This is a genomic window from Serratia sp. CY32780, assembly GCF_052169135.1.
Taxonomy (GTDB): domain Bacteria; phylum Pseudomonadota; class Gammaproteobacteria; order Enterobacterales; family Enterobacteriaceae; genus Serratia; species Serratia sarumanii.
This window is the reverse complement of the sequence record NZ_JBJNLI010000001.1, coordinates 2,666,754-2,683,870: the sequence shown is the minus strand read 5'-3', so window position 1 is coordinate 2,683,870 and position 17,117 is coordinate 2,666,754. Positions and strand designations below refer to the sequence as shown.

Sequence of the window (17,117 nt, the reverse complement as noted above, 5' to 3'; positions counted from 1 at the left end):
CAGGCGAGATTAGAAGCGGTAGTTGAAGTTGGCGCCGTACAGCCAGGCTTTACCTTCAGAGTTGAAGGTGTAAGGGCCTTCTTTGATGGTGACTTTCTGGCCGTGCATGTAGGAAACGCCGACGTCGACCGACGCGTCTTTGTTGAACGCATAGGTAGTACCGGCACTCAGCCAGAAACGGTCCTGATCCGGAATGGAAATCGAACGGTTCTGTGCCGGCACTGGGCTGTCATCGAAGGCGATACCGGTACGGAAGGTCCAGTTGTCGTCGTAGAAGTAGGTGGTACCCAGCGCGATGCGGTAAGCGTCTTTGAAGCCTTCATGCTTCTCGAACAGCGTTTGGCCGTTGTTGCCGGTGGCTCTCAGCTCCTGGAACTGGCTCCAACTGGTGTAGGCCAGGCTGTAGTGGATGGCCCACTGCGGCGCCACTTTGTTGTAACCGGACAGCTCCCACATTTCCGGCAGGTGCAGGCTCAGAGAACCCGGAATGGTGTTGCCGTTGGTGCCCCACGGAAGACCTTGAGAGGCCAGCAGCGGGTTGAAGGCTGAAGGCAGGCTGCTCTTGTAGTCGCCGTCGAAGTCGATTTTCACTTCAGAGCGGTAGGTGAGGCCGTAACGGTTGTTTTCATCCACTTCGTACAGAATACCGGCGTTCCAACCGAAGCCCCATTCGTCGCCTTTCAGGTGCGAAATCTGGGTATCTGCCGGGATCTGCGAAACAGGGCCGGCTAGCTGCGGCGGTAATTGGCCTGAACCGGCGATGAGCTTCGGCAGTTCACCGGCGTAACGTTCCAGTTTGGCTTTGGCGTACACCGCATCGAAGCCCAGACCGAAGCTGAAGTGTTGATTCAGACGATATGCGCCGCTGAGGTTCAGGTTGAGGGTGGTCAGATCGGTCTTGCCGCCGTAAGCGCCGGCGGTATAGCCGTCGTTGAATTCTGTCGCCAGACCGTAGTTGCTGGTGACCGAGCCGCCTACGGCGAACTGATCGTTAATCGGGTGAACATAATGCAGGTTCGGCACCCAGGCGGTCGGCGCGATGTTTTTCGAATCCAAACTGGCGCCGGAAGGGGATTGACCGGTAATGTCAACGTCCGGGTCGATGAAGACCGCGCCGAAAGAAAGTTCCGGGCGGGTATACATCATCAGCAACGCCGGGTTGCGGCTTGCGGAGGCCGCCGTATCCGCCATGGCGCCTTCGCCAGAATACGAACGTCCTAAACCAGCTGATGAGAACTCATTCAGCTGGAATCCTGCGGCAGACACGTTTGAAGAGATAATTGCCACTGCAGCTGCGAGAGCTGATTTAGTCAATAGGTTTTTCTGGCTCATGACCAAAACCTCATTATGTGTTTATTATTTAAACTATTGTTACACGAGGTAACAAGGAGCGCGGGATTGTAGGGTCCGTTATCGTTCAGACAAATCAGACCAGTGGCTGAAGTATAGGTCTGACCTGTGAAAATGTTGCAAGTTTGTTTTTGAAATATTTCCAACCTGATATCAAAAAAGAGATCTGCTTAACAAAACGTCAGCGGTAAATAACAAAATTCTTACCATTTCTTAGCAGGCGCTCATTTTTATTTGTGATTTCCATCACTTAAAACACCCATTAAAAGTAAGTGCTAGTGATTGCCTGCGTGGAAGCGTAAAATACCTGCAGAATTTTGTGGCTTTGTGCCGGTGAGTAAAACGGCAATTTGGGCTGATAACCGAGGCCTTTGAGGAGAACCAATCATGTCAGATGCAATTAATAAATGCAGCGCCCAGGAAACCGCCGCGTGTTGCTGTGTGGATGTCGGCACCGTGATGGATAACACCGATTGCACCGCGTCCTACAGCCAGGTGTTCAGCAATCAACAAGATGCGGAGGCGATGCTGGCCGCCCTGAGCGAAAAGGCGCGCGCGGTAGAATCCGACCCTTGTGACATCAGCAGTAGCATTAAACCGGTTGACGGCGGCGTACAGTTGGAGGCCGATTTCACCTTCGCCTGCCAGGCGGAAACCCTGATCTTCCAGCTCGGCCTGCGTTAATCCCCGCTTTACCCCCGGAGCCGCCTGCCGCGCGCCGGGGATTGCTCTCCCCACATCGCCCCCGATAGAAAGTGCGCCTGCTCGCAGTTTTGATCTCTGCCGGTTTGCCAAATGTAACCGTTTGGTTAACAATGACCTCATCAGGTCAGACCTCTTTCTGCCCATTGCGCTGACGTTATTTTCTTCAGGAGCATTTATGAGTAAGGCACTGCCGTTGGTGACCCGTCATGGTGACCGCATTGCGATTGTGAATGGACTGCGTACCCCCTTTGCCAAACAGGCGACTGCCTATCACGGCATTCCGGCGGTGGATTTAGGGAAAACGGCGGTGAGCGAGCTGTTGGCGCGCAGCGGCATCGATCCGCAGCTTATCGAACAACTGGTGTTCGGCCAGGTGGTGCAAATGCCCGAGGCGCCGAACATCGCGCGTGAAATCGTGCTCGGCACCGGCATGAGCGTCCATACCGACGCCTACAGCGTGTCGCGCGCCTGCGCCACCAGCTTCCAGGCGATCGCCAACGTGGCGGAGAGCATCATGGCCGGCAGCATCAGCGTTGGCATCGCCGGCGGGGCGGATTCTTCTTCCGTCTTGCCGATCGGCGTCAGCAAGGCGCTGGCGCGCACGCTGGTGGACGTCAACAAGGCGCGCACGCTGTCGCAGCGCCTCAAACTGTTCAGCCGGCTGAAATTCCGCGATCTGATGCCGGTGCCGCCGGCGGTGGCGGAGTATTCCACCGGCCTGCGCATGGGCGATACCGCCGAGCAGATGGCGAAGAGCCACGGCATCACCCGCGAGGCGCAGGATGCGCTGGCGCACCGTTCCCACGAGCTGGCGGCCAAGGCCTGGCGGGAAGGGTGGCTGCGCGACGAGGTGATGACCGCCTATGTGCCGCCTTACCGCGCGCAGCTTTCTGAAGACAACAACATCCGTAAAGATTCCAGCCTGGCTTCCTACGCCAAGCTGAAGCCGGCGTTCGATCGCAAGCATGGCAGCGTCACCGCGGCCAACAGCACGCCGCTGACCGACGGCGCGGCGGCGGTGCTGATGATGAGCGAATCGCGCGCCAAAGAGCTGGGGCTGCAGCCGCTGGGCTATTTGCGCAGCTTCGCCTTCGCCGCCATCGACGTGTGGGAAGACATGCTGCTGGGGCCTTCCTACGCTACGCCGCTGGCGCTGGATCGCGCCGGCATCGGTCTGGCCGATCTGACGCTCATCGACATGCATGAAGCCTTCGCTGCGCAAACGCTGGCCAACCTGAAGATGTTCGCCAGCGAAGAGTTCGCCCGCGAGAAGCTTGGCCGCAGCCAGGCGATCGGCGAAGTGGACATGGACAAATTCAACGTCTTGGGCGGTTCCATCGCCTATGGCCACCCGTTCGCCGCCACCGGCGCGCGCATGATCACCCAGACGCTGCATGAGCTGAAACGCCGCGGCGGCGGGCTGGGCCTGACCACCGCCTGCGCCGCCGGCGGGTTAGGGGCCGCGATGATCGTGGAGGTGGAATGATGAGCTTCGAAAACGCATTGCATGAACAGCGCGCCAAACCGTCGGCCTTTCAGCTGACGATTCGCCCCGACAACATCGGCGTGATCACCATCGACGTGCCGGGCGACAAGGTGAACACGCTCAAGGCCGAGTTCGTCGAACAGGTCAACGACGTGCTGATCCGGGCGCAGCAGCATAGCGCGCTGGAAGGGCTGGTGATCGTTTCCGGCAAGCCGGACTCGTTTATCGCCGGCGCCGACATCACTATGATTGCCGCTTGCACCAGCGCCAAAGAGGCGGAAACGCTGGCCAGGAAAGGGCAGAGCACGCTGGCGCAGATCGCCGCGTTCCCGGTGCCGGTAGTGGCGGCCATTCACGGCGCCTGCCTGGGCGGCGGCCTGGAGCTGGCGCTGGCCTGCCATGGCCGCGTCTGTTCGCTGGATGACAAAACCGCGCTCGGGCTGCCGGAAGTGCAGCTGGGTCTGCTGCCGGGCTCCGGCGGCACGCAGCGCCTGCCGCGCCTGGTCGGCGCCGCCAAGGCGCTGGACATGATCCTGACCGGCAAGCACATTCGCGCCCGCCAGGCGCTGCGCATGGGGTTGGTGGACGACGCCGTGCCGCAGTCGATTCTGTTGCAGACCGCCATCGAGCGGGTGAAGCAGGGCTGGAAGCATCAGCGCGAGCTGCCGTGGCAGGATCGCCTGCTCAACGGCCCGCTGGGCAGAAGTCTGCTGTTCAGCATCGTGCGCAAGAAAACGTTGGCGAAAACCCACGGCAACTACCCGGCGGCGGAGCGCATCATTCAGGTGGTGCGTACCGGGCTGGATCACGGCAGCGCCAGCGGCTATGAGGCTGAAGCGCGCGCCTTTGGCGAGCTGGCGATGACGCCGCAGTCGGCGGCGCTGCGCAGCCTGTTCTTCGCTTCCACCGCGCTGAAAAAGGAGCGGGGCGGCAATGCCCAGCCGCACGCCCTGCATCGCGTCGGCATTCTCGGCGGCGGCCTGATGGGCGGCGGCATCGCCTGCGTCACCGCCACCCGCGGCGGATTGCCGGTTCGCATCAAAGACATCAATGAAACCGGTATCAACCATGCACTGAAATACAGCTGGGACGTGCTCGGCAAGCGGGTGCGCCGCAAGCGCATGCGCCCGGCGGAACGGCAAAAGCAGATGATGCTGATCTCCGGCTCTACCGATTACACCGGCTTTGAACAGGTGGATATCGTGGTCGAGGCGGTGTTCGAAGATCTGGCGCTGAAGCAGCAGATGGTGGCCGAGGTAGAAGCCAACTGCGCGCCGCATACCGTGTTCGCCTCCAATACTTCTTCGCTGCCTATCGGCCGCATCGCCGAAAAGGCCCAGCGGCCGCAGCAGGTGATCGGCCTGCACTACTTCAGCCCGGTGGACAAGATGCCGCTGGTGGAAGTGATCCCGCACGCCGGCACCAGCGAAGAGACCATCGCCACCACCGTGGCGCTGGCGCACAAGCAGGGCAAAACCGCCATCGTGGTGGGCGACAGCGCCGGTTTTTATGTCAACCGCATCCTGGCACCGTACATCAACGAAGCGGCGCGCTGCCTGCTGGAAGGCGAGCCGATTGAGTCGCTGGACAAGGCGCTGGTGGACTTCGGTTTCCCGGTCGGCCCGATCACCCTGCTGGATGAAGTGGGCATCGACGTCGGCACCAAGATCATTCCCGTGCTGGTCGAGGCGCTGGGGCCGCGCTTCGCCGCGCCTGCCGCGTTCGATGCGGTGCTGAAAGACGGGCGCAAAGGGCGCAAGAACGGCCGCGGCTTCTATCTCTACCCGAGCGAAGGGCAGCAGCGGCAGCGGCGCAAACGTGCGGATACCTCATTGTATACGCTGCTCGGCGTCACGCCGAAGGCGCACATGCTGCCGGCGAGCGTCGCTCAGCGCTGCGTGATGATGATGCTGAACGAAGCGGCACGCTGCCTGGACGAAGGCGTGATCCGCAGCGCGCGCGATGGCGACATCGGCGCGGTGTTCGGCATCGGCTTCCCGCCGTTCCTCGGCGGCCCGTTCCGCTATATGGACGAGCTTGGCGCCGAGAAAGTGGTGAAGACGCTGGACTACCTGCGTCAGCAGCACGGCGAGCATTTCGCCCCGTGCGAACGCCTGCAGCGCATGGCGCAGCAGGGCGAGCGCTTTTACCCGCTGGGGAGCTGAACGCAGGGCGGCCCGATTTGCACTATAGTTGCAACAGGGCCGCGTTGTGATCGCCATCACTCCTTGCAACAGCGTCAGCCGGTGAGGCTGTACAGCGAGGCTGCGGCAGCGGTAAGTTAGCTTGACCGCCATCAATAAATTTCATGGCGGAAAGGTTAAAATTTAACCCGTTGAATTGATTGTTCTGTGAGCAATCGAGGTTTGCCCGGGGAGGATTGCTGTAAAAAACAGCGTTTTCTTTAGGCAAACTTTCAGGCAAAATGCCCGGCCGCCATAAAGAGACGGCGCGTTATCGTTTTAAAGCTTTGGCTTTGGGTTGTAAAACTCGGCGGTACAGCACGCACGGCGTTTCTGTATAGCGTTACTTTGTCAACAACAGCGGTGCAATATGCAAGTTTTGATTATGCGTCACGGAGAGGCGGCGCTCGAGGCAGCCAGCGATGCGGTAAGGCCCCTTACCCTGTGCGGCCGCGACGAGTCCCGTCAGATGGCGGCCTGGTTGAACACCAAGTCTGTGGATATTGAACGCGTGCTGGTCAGCCCCTATCTGCGGGCCGAACAGACGCTGGCGACGGTGCGTGAAGCCTTGACGCTACCGGAGGGCGAAGAAGTGTTGCCCGAGCTGACGCCGGGCGGCAACGCCGAACAAGTCGGCAGCTATCTGCAGGCGCTGGCGATGCAAGGGGTGAGTTCGGTGCTGATCGTGTCGCACCTGCCGCTGGTGGGCTATCTGGTGGCCGAACTGTGCCCGGGCGAGTGCCCGCCGATGTTCGCGACCTCGGCGATTGCCAACGTCGATCTGCCGGCGGACGGCAGCTACGGCAAGTTTGAATGGCAGGTCAGCCCGTCGCAGGTGATGGCCAAAGTGTGAACCGCGGATGCGGTGCGGAATAAACTCAGGGCGATGTCTGACATCGCCCTGAGTCGTTTCTGCGGCGGGGGCTACTCGGCCAGCTCCACCAACAGCAGGATGGCGGCGTTGCCGCCCCATTCCTTCGGCGCCTGATGAAACGCCAGCACGTCGGGATGCTGCGCCAGCCACAGCGGCGTTTGCTGTTTGAGAATGTGCTTGCCGTGCCCGTGCATCACGCAGGCGCAGTGCACGTGTTCGCGTTTGCAGGCGGCGATCAGCGCCCCCAGTTCCTGCTTGGCCTGCAGCTGGGTCAGGCCGTGCAAATCGAGAAACAGCTCCGGCGAGTAATCGCCGCGTCGCAGCTTCTTCAGCTCATACGGGCTGCTGCCGGGGCGCACGTAGCGCGTCGGGCCTTCTTCTTCCAACTGCGGCTGGTATTCATCTGAAAAATAATAGCTGGCATCGACCTGCTCCTGCAGCAGCCGCTGCGGGGCAATCTGTTTGACCTTGGGCTTCGGCGGGCGGTGGACGATGGTGTCCTGGCGCAGCTTTTTCGCGCCCGCCACCGACTCTCTGAAGAGCTGTTGTTCGTCTTGGCTCAGAGGGGGCTTGTTCTTCATGCTTCATTCACCGGAAATCGTTTATTTCGCTAGTTTACCTTGTGAATGAGCGCTGTCGACGCAAAACTCGGGCCAGAGTGAAAAGCGCGAGGGGCAAGCGTGATTTGTCGCGGGCTTCATGGCAAACTATGCGGCTAAATCATGAAACACAGCGCCTGCCGGAGGGCAAATTGGACAAAATTTTCGTCGACGAAGCAGTGAACGAACTGCACACCATTCAAGATATGCTGCGCTGGACGGTAAGCCGCTTCAACGCCGCCAATATCTATTATGGTCACGGAACCGATAATCCGTGGGACGAAGCGGTGCAATTGGTGCTGCCAAGCCTGTTCCTGCCGTTGGACATTCCGGAGGACATGCACACCGCCCGTCTGACCTCCAGCGAGCGCCATCGCATCGTTGAGCGCGTGATCCGCCGCGTCAACGAGCGCATCCCGGTCGCCTACCTGACCAACAAGGCCTGGTTCTGCGGCATGGAATTCTACGTTGACGAGCGCGTGCTGGTGCCGCGTTCGCCGATCGGCGAGCTGATCAACGATCGCTTCAGCGCGCTGATCCCACACCCGCCACGCCATATCCTCGACATGTGCACCGGCAGCGGCTGTATCGCCATCGCCTGCGGCTACGCTTTCCCGGAAGCGGAAGTGGACGCGGTGGACATCTCCAGCGAGGTGCTGGCGGTGACCGAGCGCAACATTCAGGCGCACGGCGTCGAACACCAGGTGATCCCGATCCGTTCCGATCTGTTCCGCGACGTTCCCGCGATCCAGTACGATCTGATCGTCACCAACCCGCCGTACGTCGATGCGGAAGACATGTCCGATCTGCCGCAGGAGTTCCGCTTTGAGCCGGAGCTGGGCCTGGCGGCGGGCAGCGACGGCCTGAAGCTGGTGCGCCGCATCCTGGCCTGCGCGCCGGACTACCTGACCGACGACGGCGTGCTGATTTGTGAAGTGGGCAACAGCATGGTACACCTGATGGAACAATATCCGGATATTCCGTTCACCTGGCTGGAGTTCGAAAACGGCGGTGACGGCGTGTTCATGCTGACCAAGCAGCAGCTGGTGGATTGCAAGGAACACTTCAGCCTCTATCGCAGCTAAGCCGCATTTTCAAGGCCCGCACGGCGGGCCTCATAACGATAAAAGACTAACGGTAAGGAGCCGTGATGGCAGGAAACAGTATTGGGCAGATTTTCCGCGTCACCACCTTCGGTGAATCTCACGGGGTGGCGCTGGGTTGTATCGTCGACGGCGTGCCGCCCGGCATCCCGCTCACCGAAGCCGATTTGCAACACGATCTGGACCGCCGTCGTCCGGGCACCTCGCGTTACACCACCCAGCGTCGCGAACCGGATCAGGTGCGCATTCTCTCCGGCGTATTCGAAGGCGTGACTACCGGCACCAGCATCGGTTTGATCATTGAGAACACCGATCAGCGCTCGCAAGACTACAGCGCCATCAAAGACGTGTTCCGTCCGGGGCATGCCGACTACACCTACGAACAGAAATACGGCCTGCGCGACTACCGCGGCGGCGGCCGCTCTTCGGCGCGTGAAACCGCCATGCGCGTTGCGGCGGGCGCTATCGCCAAGAAATACCTGCAGCAGAAGTTCGGCGTGCAGGTGCGCGGCTATCTGGCGCAGATCGGCGACGTGACCTGCGAGCTGAAAGATTGGGATCAGGTTGAGCAGAATCCGTTCTTCTGCCCGGATCCGGACAAGCTGGAAGCGCTGGACGAACTGATGCGCGCGCTGAAAAAAGAGGGCGACTCCATCGGCGCCAAGGTCAGCGTGATTGCTGAAAACGTGCCGGTTGGCCTGGGCGAGCCGGTGTTTGATCGCCTCGACGCCGATCTGGCGCACGCGCTGATGAGCATCAACGCGGTGAAAGGCGTGGAGATCGGCGACGGATTTGCCGTGGTGACCAAGCGCGGCAGCGAAAACCGCGATGAAATCACCCCGGAAGGTTTTCAGAGCAACCATGCCGGCGGCATTCTCGGCGGCATCAGCAGCGGCCAACCGGTGATCGCGCATCTGGCGCTGAAGCCGACCTCCAGCATCATGGTGCCGGGCCGCACCATCAATCGCCAGGGCGAAGCGGTGGAAATGGTCACCCGCGGCCGCCACGATCCGTGCGTGGGTATCCGCGCCGTGCCGATCGCCGAAGCGATGATGGCGATCGTGCTGATGGATCACCTGCTGCGCCAGCGTGCGCAAAACGGTGATGTGGTTTCCGACGTGCCTCGCTGGTAATCGCCATGAAAAACTGGATGTTGGGCCTGGTGGCCCTGACGGCCTCCGCCTCCGCCATGGCGCTGACGCCGTGGCAGAAAATCGATCGTCCGGTGGCCGGCGCGCCGCAGGCGGTGGGCGGTTTCGCCAACGGCTGCGTCATCGGCGCCCAGCCGTTGCCGCTGAACTCACCGAACTACCAGGTGATGCGTACCGACCAGCGCCGTTATTTCGGCCACCCGGATCTGTTGGCGTTCATTCAGCGCCTCAGCAGCCAGGCGAATCAGAAAGCGCTGGGCACGGTGCTGATCGGCGATATGGCGATGCCGGCCGGCGGGCGCTTCAGCAGCGGCCACGCCAGCCACCAGTCGGGGCTCGACGTCGACATCTGGCTGCAGCTGCCGCGCCAACGCTGGAGCGCGCAGCAATTGCTGAAGCCGCAGCCTATCGATCTGGTGTCAGGGGACGGCAAGCAGGTAGTGGCGCGCCAATGGCAGCCGCAGATTGAGTCGCTGATCAAGCTGGCGGCGCAGGATGCGGACGTGACGCGCATCTTCGTCAATCCGGCCATCAAACAGCGTCTGTGTCTGGATGCCGGCGCCGATCGCGCCTGGTTGCACAAGGTGCGGCCGTGGTTCGGTCACCGCGCGCACATGCACGTGCGCCTGCGTTGCCCGGCGGGCAGCCTTGAATGTAAAGAGCAGGATACGCCGCCGCCGGGCGACGGCTGCGGCGCCGAACTGGCGAGCTGGTTCGTGCCGCATCAACCGAACGCCAAACCGGGTAAACCGGTGCCGCCGCCGTTACCGCCGACCTGTCAGGCATTGCTGGATAATCACTTCGCAGCGGAATAACACATGGACTGGTTTGTCATCGGCCCCGAGATGCTCGGGGTGTTGTTTGCGGTAGCGCTGCTGGCGGGGTTTATCGACTCCATCGCCGGCGGCGGTGGGCTGCTGACGGTGCCGGCCCTGCTGGCGGTGGGGGTTCCCCCGGCGCAGGCGCTGGCGACCAACAAACTGCAGTCGGTCGGCGGTTCCTTCTCCGCCAGCCTGTACTTTATTCGTCGGCGGGCGGTGAACCTCAACGACCAGAAGCTGACGATCTTTCTGACGCTGATCGGTTCGATCGCCGGCGCCATTCTGGTGCAGCATATGCGCGCCGATTTGCTGCGGCAGATGTTGCCGCTGCTGGTGATCGGCATCGGCCTCTACTTCCTGCTGATGCCGCGGCTGGGTGAGGAAGATCGTCAACGCCGTCTCGGCGCCTTGCCGTTCGGGCTGGTGGCCGGCGGCTGCGTCGGGTTTTACGACGGCTTCTTCGGCCCCGGAGCCGGATCGTTTTACGCGCTGGCCTATGTGACGCTGTGCGGCTTCAACCTTGCCAAGTCCACGGCGCACGCCAAGGTGCTTAACTTCACCTCCAACGTCGGCGGGTTGGCGCTGTTCATCATCGGCGGCAAGGTGGTGTGGAGCATCGGTCTGGTGATGTTGGTGGGGCAGGTGCTGGGGGCGCGTTTGGGCGCCCACATGGTGCTGACCCGCGGGCAGAAGCTGATTCGGCCGATGATCGTGATCGTCTCGCTGGTGATGAGCCTCAAGCTGCTGTACGACAATCACGGCGCGGAAATTCAGCAGTGGTTGAGCGCCCTGGTGCACGGTTAAAGATGAAGAGAGGGCGTTGCTTACGCGCCCTGTCTTATCGGGTATAATGGCCTCTTTATTTTTGTGGTTATAGAGTTTTTATGTCAGACACACAGACCCGTCATCACTATGAGCAACTGATCGAGATCTTCAATCAATGCTTCAGCGATGACTACAACACCCGCCTGGTGAAGGGCGACGACGAGCCGATCTACCTGCCGGCCGACGACGAATTGCCGTATCACCGCATCGTATTCGCCCACGGCTTCTACGCCAGCGGCCTGCACGAAATCTCGCACTGGTGCATCGCCGGCGAAGCGCGCCGCCAACGGGTGGACTTCGGTTACTGGTATTGCCCGGACGGGCGCGACGCGCAAACCCAGAGTGAATTCGAAGCGGTGGAGATCAAACCGCAGGCGCTGGAGTGGATGTTCTGCGTGGCGGCCGGTTTCCCGTTTAACGTCAGCTGCGACAACCTGAACGGCGACTGCGAGCCGGATCGCATCGCGTTCCAGCGCAAGGTGCGCGACCGGGTATTGGCGCTGCTGGAGCAGGGAATACCCACACGGCCTGCGCGCTTTATTCAGGCGTTGCAATCGTTCTACAATACGCCACCGTTGGCGGCCGAGCATTTTCCGTATCCGGAAGATCTCAACTGACGCCACAGCCCGTTATTTAATGAGGAAATTTGATGATCGCAGAATTCGAAGCGCGCATTTTGGCGCTGATTGATGACATGGTAGAGCACGCCAGCGATGATGAACTGTTTGCCGGTGGCTACCTGCGCGGTCATTTGACGCTGGCGGTGGCCGAAGCGGAAGAGCAGGGCGAGCACACTGCCGAAGCGCTGAAAGCGCGGGTGGAAGAGAGCCTGCACAAAGCGATCGCCGCCGGGGAACTCTCGCCGCCGGATCAGATCCTGGTGCGCGGCATGTGGGAAAACCTTTATCAGGCCGCTACCCCTGCCGCCTGACCGCCATGCCGGGGCGCGCCGCCGCGCCCCTCATTCATGAATTAAACCGCACGCCCTTTCAGCAATTTCCGCACCCACATCCGATTTGGATTCAGCGCCGCCAGCAGGCGCGTATCGCCCGGCAACGGTTCGCCGAACAGCTGCGCCGCCAGAATTTCCGCTGCCAGCGGCGCCGAGCACAGCCCGCGCGATCCCAACCCGCCGATAGCGAACAGGCCGGGATAGACCGGCGCATCGGCGACGGTTTCGCCGCGCTGGTTTCGCCGCTGCAAATCCTGATACTGCGTCACCGTGGCCTGATAGTCCGGCAGTGCGCCGACCATCGGCAGATGATCGCGGGTGGCGCTGCGCACGCCGCAGCGCGCCTGATGAGCGCTGACGTCCACCTGCTGCGGCCAGGCCTGCTCCGGCAGGCAGCGCAGCAGGCGCTCGCGGTTTTCCTGTTGCTCCTGCTCGCGGTAGTCGGTGGCGGTGTCGCCGCGCTGGTAGCTGGCGCCGATGCAGTGTTGGCCGTTGTTGGCGTTGACCGGCGTCAGGTAGCCGTCGTAGCACAACACCTGTTTCAGTTGACCGAGGGACGGCGAGGTTGGGATGTGCGACACCTGCCCGCGCACCGCATACAGCGGCAGGGCTTGCGTCGGCGCCAGCTCGGCCAACCGGTGGCCGTTGGCCAGGATCACCGTCGCATGGCGGCGGCTTTCGCCGTGGGCGAAATCGATGCGCCAGCCGTTTTCTTCCTGCGTCAGCCTCTGTGCATCGTGCCGGTATTGGCAGACCAAGCCCTGACGCTGCGCCAGCGCGATAGCGCCGCGCGTCAGTTCGGCCGGGCAGAGCCAGCCGCCTAGCGGGTAGGTGATGCCGCCAAAGCCGGTATCGACGCCGCACAGTTCGCTGAGCGTTTCGCGGTCGGCTGCCGCCGCCAAGGCCTGCGGCCAGTCGGTTTTCAGCATATTGGCGATCTTGGCGCCGCTCTTTTCGTCGTAGGCCAGCTGGCTGACGCCGCACCACTGGTGATCAAAGGCGACGCCTTGTTGCAACAGGGCATCGTATTGGCGGCGGGCGAAAGGAAACGCGGCGCTGAAGAAACTCTCCAGCGCGTCGCCGCTGCCGTTCAGCAGGGGGTAAATCGCCCCCTGACGATTGCCGGATGCGCCCTCGGCCGGCTGCTCGTCGGCGCAGTACAGCGTGACGGTGGCGCCGCGCCGCAATAGGGCCAACGCGGTGAGCGCGCTGGCGACGCCGCCGCCGATCAGAGCGATGTCGGCGGTGTTGTCCGCCGCCGGACGCCGATACCAGGGCGCCGGGTGGGGCGTGGGCTGCGCATCGGCCGGCAGACAGCCGGCGAGCATCTCACGCTTTTGGCCGAAGCCTTTGCAACGGTTGACCTGAAAACCGGCCTGCTGCAAGCCGCGGCGCACGAAGCCGGCGGCGGTAAAGGTGGCGAAGCTGCCTTCCGGCCGGGCGAAACGTGCCATGGCGGCGAACAGTTGCTCGGTCCACATGTCGGGATTTTTGGCCGGTGCGAAGCCGTCGAGGAACCAGGCGTCGACCTGGTTATTCATGCTGGCGTCGAACTGCGGCAGCAGTTCGTTGACGTCGCCGAACCACAGATCGAGCGTAATGCGGCCTTCGGCCAACAGCAGGCGATGGCAGCCCGGCAGCGGCAGCGGCCATTGGGCGCGCAGCTCATCGGCATAGGGAGCCAGCTCCGGCCAGCGCGCATGCGCCGCCGCCAGATCGGCCTGCTGCAGGGGGAATTTCTCGAAGCTGATAAAGTGCAGGCGTTGCAGCGCGGCGTCCGGCTCTGCCTGGCGGAAGCCCGCGAAGGCCTGCCACAGCGTAAGGAAATTGAGCCCGGTGCCGAAGCCGGTTTCCGCCACCACCAGCAGCGGGCGCGGGTGAGTGGCGAAACGCTGCGGCAGCCGGTTGCCGTGCAGAAAGACATAGCGGGTTTCTTCCAGCCCATCCTGATTGGAAAAATAGACGTCATCAAACTGTTTCGAAACAGGTGTACCCTGTTCGTTCCAGGTTAGCGTTGCGGTTTGGATGGGGGCGTGGTTCACGGTCAATAGCTCGAAATTCAAGGGATGCCGCGAATTCTAACGGCGCTGGCGCCCTGGCGCAAACTGGACAACAATAAAGCTGAAAAACGCTGATCGGACTTGTTCGGCTTACATCTGTACGCTAAAGTGCGATGCAAAATCCCGTAGGTAAATAGTGGAAGAGGTATTGAATGAAACGTGCAGTGATTACTGGCCTGGGAGTTGTCTCCAGCATTGGTAATAACCAGCAGGAGGTCCTGGCGAGCCTGCAGGAAGGACGTTCTGGGATCACTTTCTCCCAGGAGCTGAAAGATTCCGGCATGCGTAGTCACGTATGGGGGCAAGTTAAGCTCGACACAACCGGCCTGATCGACCGCAAGGCGGTGCGTTTCATGAGCGATGCTTCCATCTATGCCTTCCTGGCGATGCAAGAAGCGATCGCTTCTTCCGGCCTGAAGGAAGAAGAGTATCAAAACAACCCGCGCGTGGGCCTGATCGCAGGTTCCGGCGGTGGTTCTCCGCGCTTCCAGGTGTTCGGCGCCGATGCGATGCGCAGCCCGCGCGGCCTGAAAGCGGTTGGCCCATACGTGGTCACCAAAGCTATGGCTTCCGGCGTTTCCGCCTGCCTGGCGACGCCGTTCAAAATCCACGGCGTGAACTACTCCATCAGCTCCGCTTGCGCGACCTCCGCACACTGCATCGGTAACGCGGTTGAGCAAATCCAGCTGGGCAAACAGGACATCGTGTTCGCCGGCGGCGGCGAAGAGCTGTGCTGGGAAATGGCCTGCGAGTTCGACGCGATGGGCGCGCTGTCCACCAAGTACAACGACACGCCGGAAAAAGCCTCCCGTACTTACGACGCCGATCGTGACGGTTTCGTCATCGCCGGCGGCGGCGGTATGGTGGTGGTTGAAGAACTGGAACACGCGCTGGCACGCGGTGCGCACATCTACGCGGAAATCGTTGGCTACGGCGCAACGTCTGACGGCGCCGACATGGTAGCGCCATCGGGCGAAGGCGCGGTGCGCTGCATGAAGATGGCGATGCAGGATCTGGATGCGCCGATCGACTACATCAACGTGCACGGCACCTCCACGCCGGTGGGCGACGTGAAAGAGCTGGGCGCGATTCGCGAAGTGTTCGGCGACAATACCCCGGCTATCTCCTCCACCAAGGCGATGACCGGTCACTCGCTGGGCGCCGCAGGCGTGCAGGAAGCGATCTACAGCCTGCTGATGCTGGAGCACGGCTTTATCGCGCCGAGCATCAACATCGAAACCCTGGATGAGCAGGCGGCTGGCATGAACATCGTGACTCAGCCGACTCAGCGCGAGCTGACCACCGTGATGTCCAACAGCTTCGGCTTCGGCGGCACCAACGCCACCCTGGTAATGCGCAAACTGGTGAAATAATCCCGCCTGAGTCTCACCTCGCTATCAAGCCCGCGTTTTCGCGGGCTTTTTACTGGCCGAAGCCCGCCGGCCGGGCGCTCGGAGTTTTCCCAAATCACATCCCCTGACACATCATTACCTCGCCATTACACGCGTTGGGCATACAATAGCCGGGTAGCGTGATTATCGCTCGGCGTAGTTTTCCAAAGTGATCGAACATTGAGGCACGAAGTATGAAAAAGTTAATTGCGGTTGGGTTACTGTCGGCCGTGTTGGCCGGATGCGCCACCGATTCTCCCTGCGTGCCGGTCTACGATGACCAGGGGCGCCTGGTGCACACCAACACCTGCATGAAGGGCACCACTCAGGATAACTGGGAAACCGCGGGTGCGATCGCCGGCGGCGCGGCGGCGGTTGCCGGCCTGACTCTCGGCATCATCGCGCTGACCAAGTGATCGGCGCAGCGCCTGCGGGCGCATGCAACCAGCCCGGCCATCGCGCGCCGGGCTTTTTTATTTCACTGCACCAAAAACGCCTTGAACTGCGGCGTCATCACGGCGCTGAAACCGTCGTCGGTTTTGCTGATCAGGTAGACCGCCAGCCCTTTCTCTTCGGCAAGTTTCAACGCCTTCTCCGTGCCCAGCACCATCAGGCCGGTATCCCAGCCGTCGGCCTCGAGCGCGCTGGGGGCGATCACCGTGGCGGAAACCAGGCGGTGGTTGATCGGCCTGCCGGTGGTCGGATCGATGACATGGGAGTAGCGCTGGCCGTTTTGTTCGAAGTAGTTGCGGTAGCTGCCGGCGGTGCTGATGCCGTAACCGTGCAGATCCACCAGCGCCTGCACCGCATTTTCACGGTCGGTCGGCTTTTGGATCGCCACCCGCCAGGGTTTGCCCTGGCCGTTGACGCCGCGTGAAGAGACCGCGCCGCCGACCGACACCAGGTAGTTGGTAATGCCGTTGCGGTTCATCAGGCGCACCAGTTCATCGGCGCCGTAGCCTTCGCCCAGCGTCGAGAGATCGACATACATGTCCGGCAGATCTTTTTGCAGCCACTCCCCGCGATTGTTGCTGATCAGCTTCAGGTGCTGCAGGCCGGTGCGCTGCTTCGCCGCGTCGATCTGCGCCTGTTCCGGCACTTTGACCGGGTGCTTGTCGGGGCCGAACCCCCACAGGTTCACCAGTGGGCCGACGGTGATGTCCATGGCGCCGCCGGTATCGCGGCCGATGCGCTGGGCCATCAGCACGATGTCTGCCATGCCACGCGGGATCGGCTGCGGTTCGAGGCCGGCGCTGCGGTTAAATTGCGACAGCACCGAGTCGGCGCGGTAGGTGGAGATATCGTCGTTGGCCCGTTCGAGCACCGCGTCGATCTGCCGCTGCAGTTCTTGCTTGCCGATCGCGACGTCACCGCTGACTTTAACGCTGTAGAAGGTGCCCATGGTCTTGCCGTCGATATCGATTTGCGGGCGGGAGGCGGCATCGTCGCAGGCGGCGAGCAGGGCGCATAAGGCGCTGAGCAACGCCCCTTTGGCGAACAGGGAAGCCATAACATGTCCTTTGAAAACGAGAAAGCCGCTACAAATAAAGTAAAGCGCGGCAAATGGAAAGCGGATAAAGGTAAAATAGCATTTTGCTGGCGTAGATGCCGCGCCTG

At 61.7% G+C, this 17,117-nt stretch carries 16 protein-coding genes; 12 read left to right on the top strand and 4 right to left on the bottom strand.

Annotated features, from left to right (window positions below; translation table 11 throughout):
• Positions 1-9: 9 nt before the first annotated feature.
• Positions 10-1,332, bottom strand: a complete 1,323-nt coding sequence (gene fadL / locus ACJ8HH_RS12955; RefSeq protein ID WP_033648086.1) for a long-chain fatty acid transporter FadL — start codon at positions 1,330-1,332, stop codon at positions 10-12.
• A 405-nt stretch (positions 1,333-1,737) separates the two neighbouring features.
• Between fadL and ACJ8HH_RS12950 the strand changes: the two genes are divergently transcribed.
• From ACJ8HH_RS12950 to sixA, 4 genes are all read left to right on the top strand, one after another.
• Positions 1,738-2,034 carry a YfcZ/YiiS family protein gene (locus ACJ8HH_RS12950; RefSeq protein WP_072145088.1) on the top strand — a complete coding sequence of 99 codons (297 nt, stop codon included), beginning with the start codon at positions 1,738-1,740 and terminating at the stop codon, positions 2,032-2,034.
• A 196-nt stretch (positions 2,035-2,230) separates the two neighbouring features.
• Entirely contained in the window at positions 2,231-3,541 is a 1,311-nt protein-coding gene (gene fadI, locus ACJ8HH_RS12945) for an acetyl-CoA C-acyltransferase FadI (RefSeq protein WP_041036112.1), read from the top strand.
• Positions 3,541-5,706 (top strand): fatty acid oxidation complex subunit alpha FadJ, encoded by a 2,166-nt coding sequence (gene fadJ / locus ACJ8HH_RS12940; protein WP_060451732.1) that lies wholly within the window; start codon positions 3,541-3,543, stop codon positions 5,704-5,706. The genes fadI and fadJ overlap by 1 nt, the downstream gene beginning before the upstream one ends.
• Before the next feature lie 388 nt (positions 5,707-6,094).
• Positions 6,095-6,577, top strand: a complete 483-nt coding sequence (gene sixA / locus ACJ8HH_RS12935) for a phosphohistidine phosphatase SixA (protein ID WP_004936230.1) — start codon at positions 6,095-6,097, stop codon at positions 6,575-6,577.
• A 71-nt stretch (positions 6,578-6,648) separates the two neighbouring features.
• On the opposite strand, the gene smrB is transcribed toward sixA, so the two are convergent.
• Entirely contained in the window at positions 6,649-7,179 is a 531-nt protein-coding gene (gene smrB / locus ACJ8HH_RS12930; RefSeq protein ID WP_033635388.1) for an endonuclease SmrB, read from the bottom strand.
• 170 nt (positions 7,180-7,349) lie between these two features.
• Between smrB and prmB the strand changes: the two genes are divergently transcribed.
• The 6 genes from prmB to ACJ8HH_RS12900 all read left to right on the top strand — a co-directional run bounded on the left by prmB (position 7,350) and on the right by ACJ8HH_RS12900 (position 12,028).
• Complete coding sequence (gene prmB / locus ACJ8HH_RS12925) at positions 7,350-8,282, top strand: 50S ribosomal protein L3 N(5)-glutamine methyltransferase (RefSeq protein ID WP_028127753.1); 933 nt, start codon at positions 7,350-7,352, stop codon at positions 8,280-8,282.
• 65 nt (positions 8,283-8,347) lie between these two features.
• Positions 8,348-9,433 (top strand): chorismate synthase, encoded by a 1,086-nt coding sequence (gene aroC, locus ACJ8HH_RS12920; RefSeq protein ID WP_004936219.1) that lies wholly within the window; start codon positions 8,348-8,350, stop codon positions 9,431-9,433.
• Between the two features lie 5 nt (positions 9,434-9,438).
• Positions 9,439-10,266, top strand: a complete 828-nt coding sequence (mepA, locus tag ACJ8HH_RS12915; RefSeq protein ID WP_060388079.1) for a penicillin-insensitive murein endopeptidase — start codon at positions 9,439-9,441, stop codon at positions 10,264-10,266.
• A gap of 3 nt (positions 10,267-10,269) precedes the next feature.
• Complete coding sequence (locus tag ACJ8HH_RS12910; protein ID WP_033635385.1) at positions 10,270-11,076, top strand: sulfite exporter TauE/SafE family protein; 807 nt, start codon at positions 10,270-10,272, stop codon at positions 11,074-11,076.
• Positions 11,077-11,156: 80 nt separating this feature from the next.
• Positions 11,157-11,714 (top strand): elongation factor P hydroxylase, encoded by a 558-nt coding sequence (locus tag ACJ8HH_RS12905; protein WP_033648082.1) that lies wholly within the window; start codon positions 11,157-11,159, stop codon positions 11,712-11,714.
• 32 nt (positions 11,715-11,746) lie between these two features.
• The gene (locus ACJ8HH_RS12900; RefSeq protein WP_016926855.1) at positions 11,747-12,028 is read left to right on the top strand and encodes a YfcL family protein; all 282 of its coding nucleotides are present in this window, start codon (positions 11,747-11,749) and stop codon (positions 12,026-12,028) included.
• Between the two features lie 41 nt (positions 12,029-12,069).
• Here ACJ8HH_RS12900 and mnmC read toward each other — a convergent pair whose 3' ends face one another.
• Positions 12,070-14,091, bottom strand: coding sequence for a bifunctional tRNA (5-methylaminomethyl-2-thiouridine)(34)-methyltransferase MnmD/FAD-dependent 5-carboxymethylaminomethyl-2-thiouridine(34) oxidoreductase MnmC (mnmC, locus tag ACJ8HH_RS12895; protein ID WP_033648154.1), 2,022 nt, complete (start codon positions 14,089-14,091; stop codon positions 12,070-12,072).
• Between the two features lie 170 nt (positions 14,092-14,261).
• On the opposite strand from mnmC, the gene fabB reads away from it, so the two are divergent.
• Positions 14,262-15,482, top strand: coding sequence for a beta-ketoacyl-ACP synthase I (fabB, locus tag ACJ8HH_RS12890; protein ID WP_033648081.1), 1,221 nt, complete (start codon positions 14,262-14,264; stop codon positions 15,480-15,482).
• Positions 15,483-15,694: 212 nt separating this feature from the next.
• Positions 15,695-15,916, top strand: coding sequence for a hypothetical protein (locus tag ACJ8HH_RS12885; protein WP_004936201.1), 222 nt, complete (start codon positions 15,695-15,697; stop codon positions 15,914-15,916).
• A 62-nt stretch (positions 15,917-15,978) separates the two neighbouring features.
• On the opposite strand, the gene apbE is transcribed toward ACJ8HH_RS12885, so the two are convergent.
• The gene (apbE, locus tag ACJ8HH_RS12880; protein WP_033648080.1) at positions 15,979-17,010 is read right to left on the bottom strand and encodes an FAD:protein FMN transferase ApbE; all 1,032 of its coding nucleotides are present in this window, start codon (positions 17,008-17,010) and stop codon (positions 15,979-15,981) included.
• Positions 17,011-17,117: the final 107 nt, after the last annotated feature.

Excerpts from the sequence above, each read along its gene's own strand:
- ACJ8HH_RS12950 (WP_072145088.1), top strand. The coding sequence starts at position 1,738 with ATGTCAGATGCAATTAATAAATGCAGCGCCCAGGAAACCGCCGCGTGT.
- sixA (WP_004936230.1), top strand. The coding sequence starts at position 6,095 with ATGCAAGTTTTGATTATGCGTCACGGAGAGGCGGCGCTCGAGGCAGCC.
- ACJ8HH_RS12910 (WP_033635385.1), top strand. The coding sequence starts at position 10,270 with ATGGACTGGTTTGTCATCGGCCCCGAGATGCTCGGGGTGTTGTTTGCG.
- ACJ8HH_RS12905 (WP_033648082.1), top strand. The coding sequence starts at position 11,157 with ATGTCAGACACACAGACCCGTCATCACTATGAGCAACTGATCGAGATC.
- smrB (WP_033635388.1), bottom strand. The coding sequence starts at position 7,179 with ATGAAGAACAAGCCCCCTCTGAGCCAAGACGAACAACAGCTCTTCAGA.
- fabB (WP_033648081.1), top strand. The coding sequence starts at position 14,262 with ATGAAACGTGCAGTGATTACTGGCCTGGGAGTTGTCTCCAGCATTGGT.
- fadL (WP_033648086.1), bottom strand. The coding sequence starts at position 1,332 with ATGAGCCAGAAAAACCTATTGACTAAATCAGCTCTCGCAGCTGCAGTG.
- apbE (WP_033648080.1), bottom strand. The coding sequence starts at position 17,010 with ATGGCTTCCCTGTTCGCCAAAGGGGCGTTGCTCAGCGCCTTATGCGCC.
- mepA (WP_060388079.1), top strand. The coding sequence starts at position 9,439 with ATGAAAAACTGGATGTTGGGCCTGGTGGCCCTGACGGCCTCCGCCTCC.
- aroC (WP_004936219.1), top strand. The coding sequence starts at position 8,348 with ATGGCAGGAAACAGTATTGGGCAGATTTTCCGCGTCACCACCTTCGGT.
- ACJ8HH_RS12900 (WP_016926855.1), top strand. The coding sequence starts at position 11,747 with ATGATCGCAGAATTCGAAGCGCGCATTTTGGCGCTGATTGATGACATG.
- fadI (WP_041036112.1), top strand. The coding sequence starts at position 2,231 with ATGAGTAAGGCACTGCCGTTGGTGACCCGTCATGGTGACCGCATTGCG.
- ACJ8HH_RS12885 (WP_004936201.1), top strand. The coding sequence starts at position 15,695 with ATGAAAAAGTTAATTGCGGTTGGGTTACTGTCGGCCGTGTTGGCCGGA.
- fadJ (WP_060451732.1), top strand. The coding sequence starts at position 3,541 with ATGAGCTTCGAAAACGCATTGCATGAACAGCGCGCCAAACCGTCGGCC.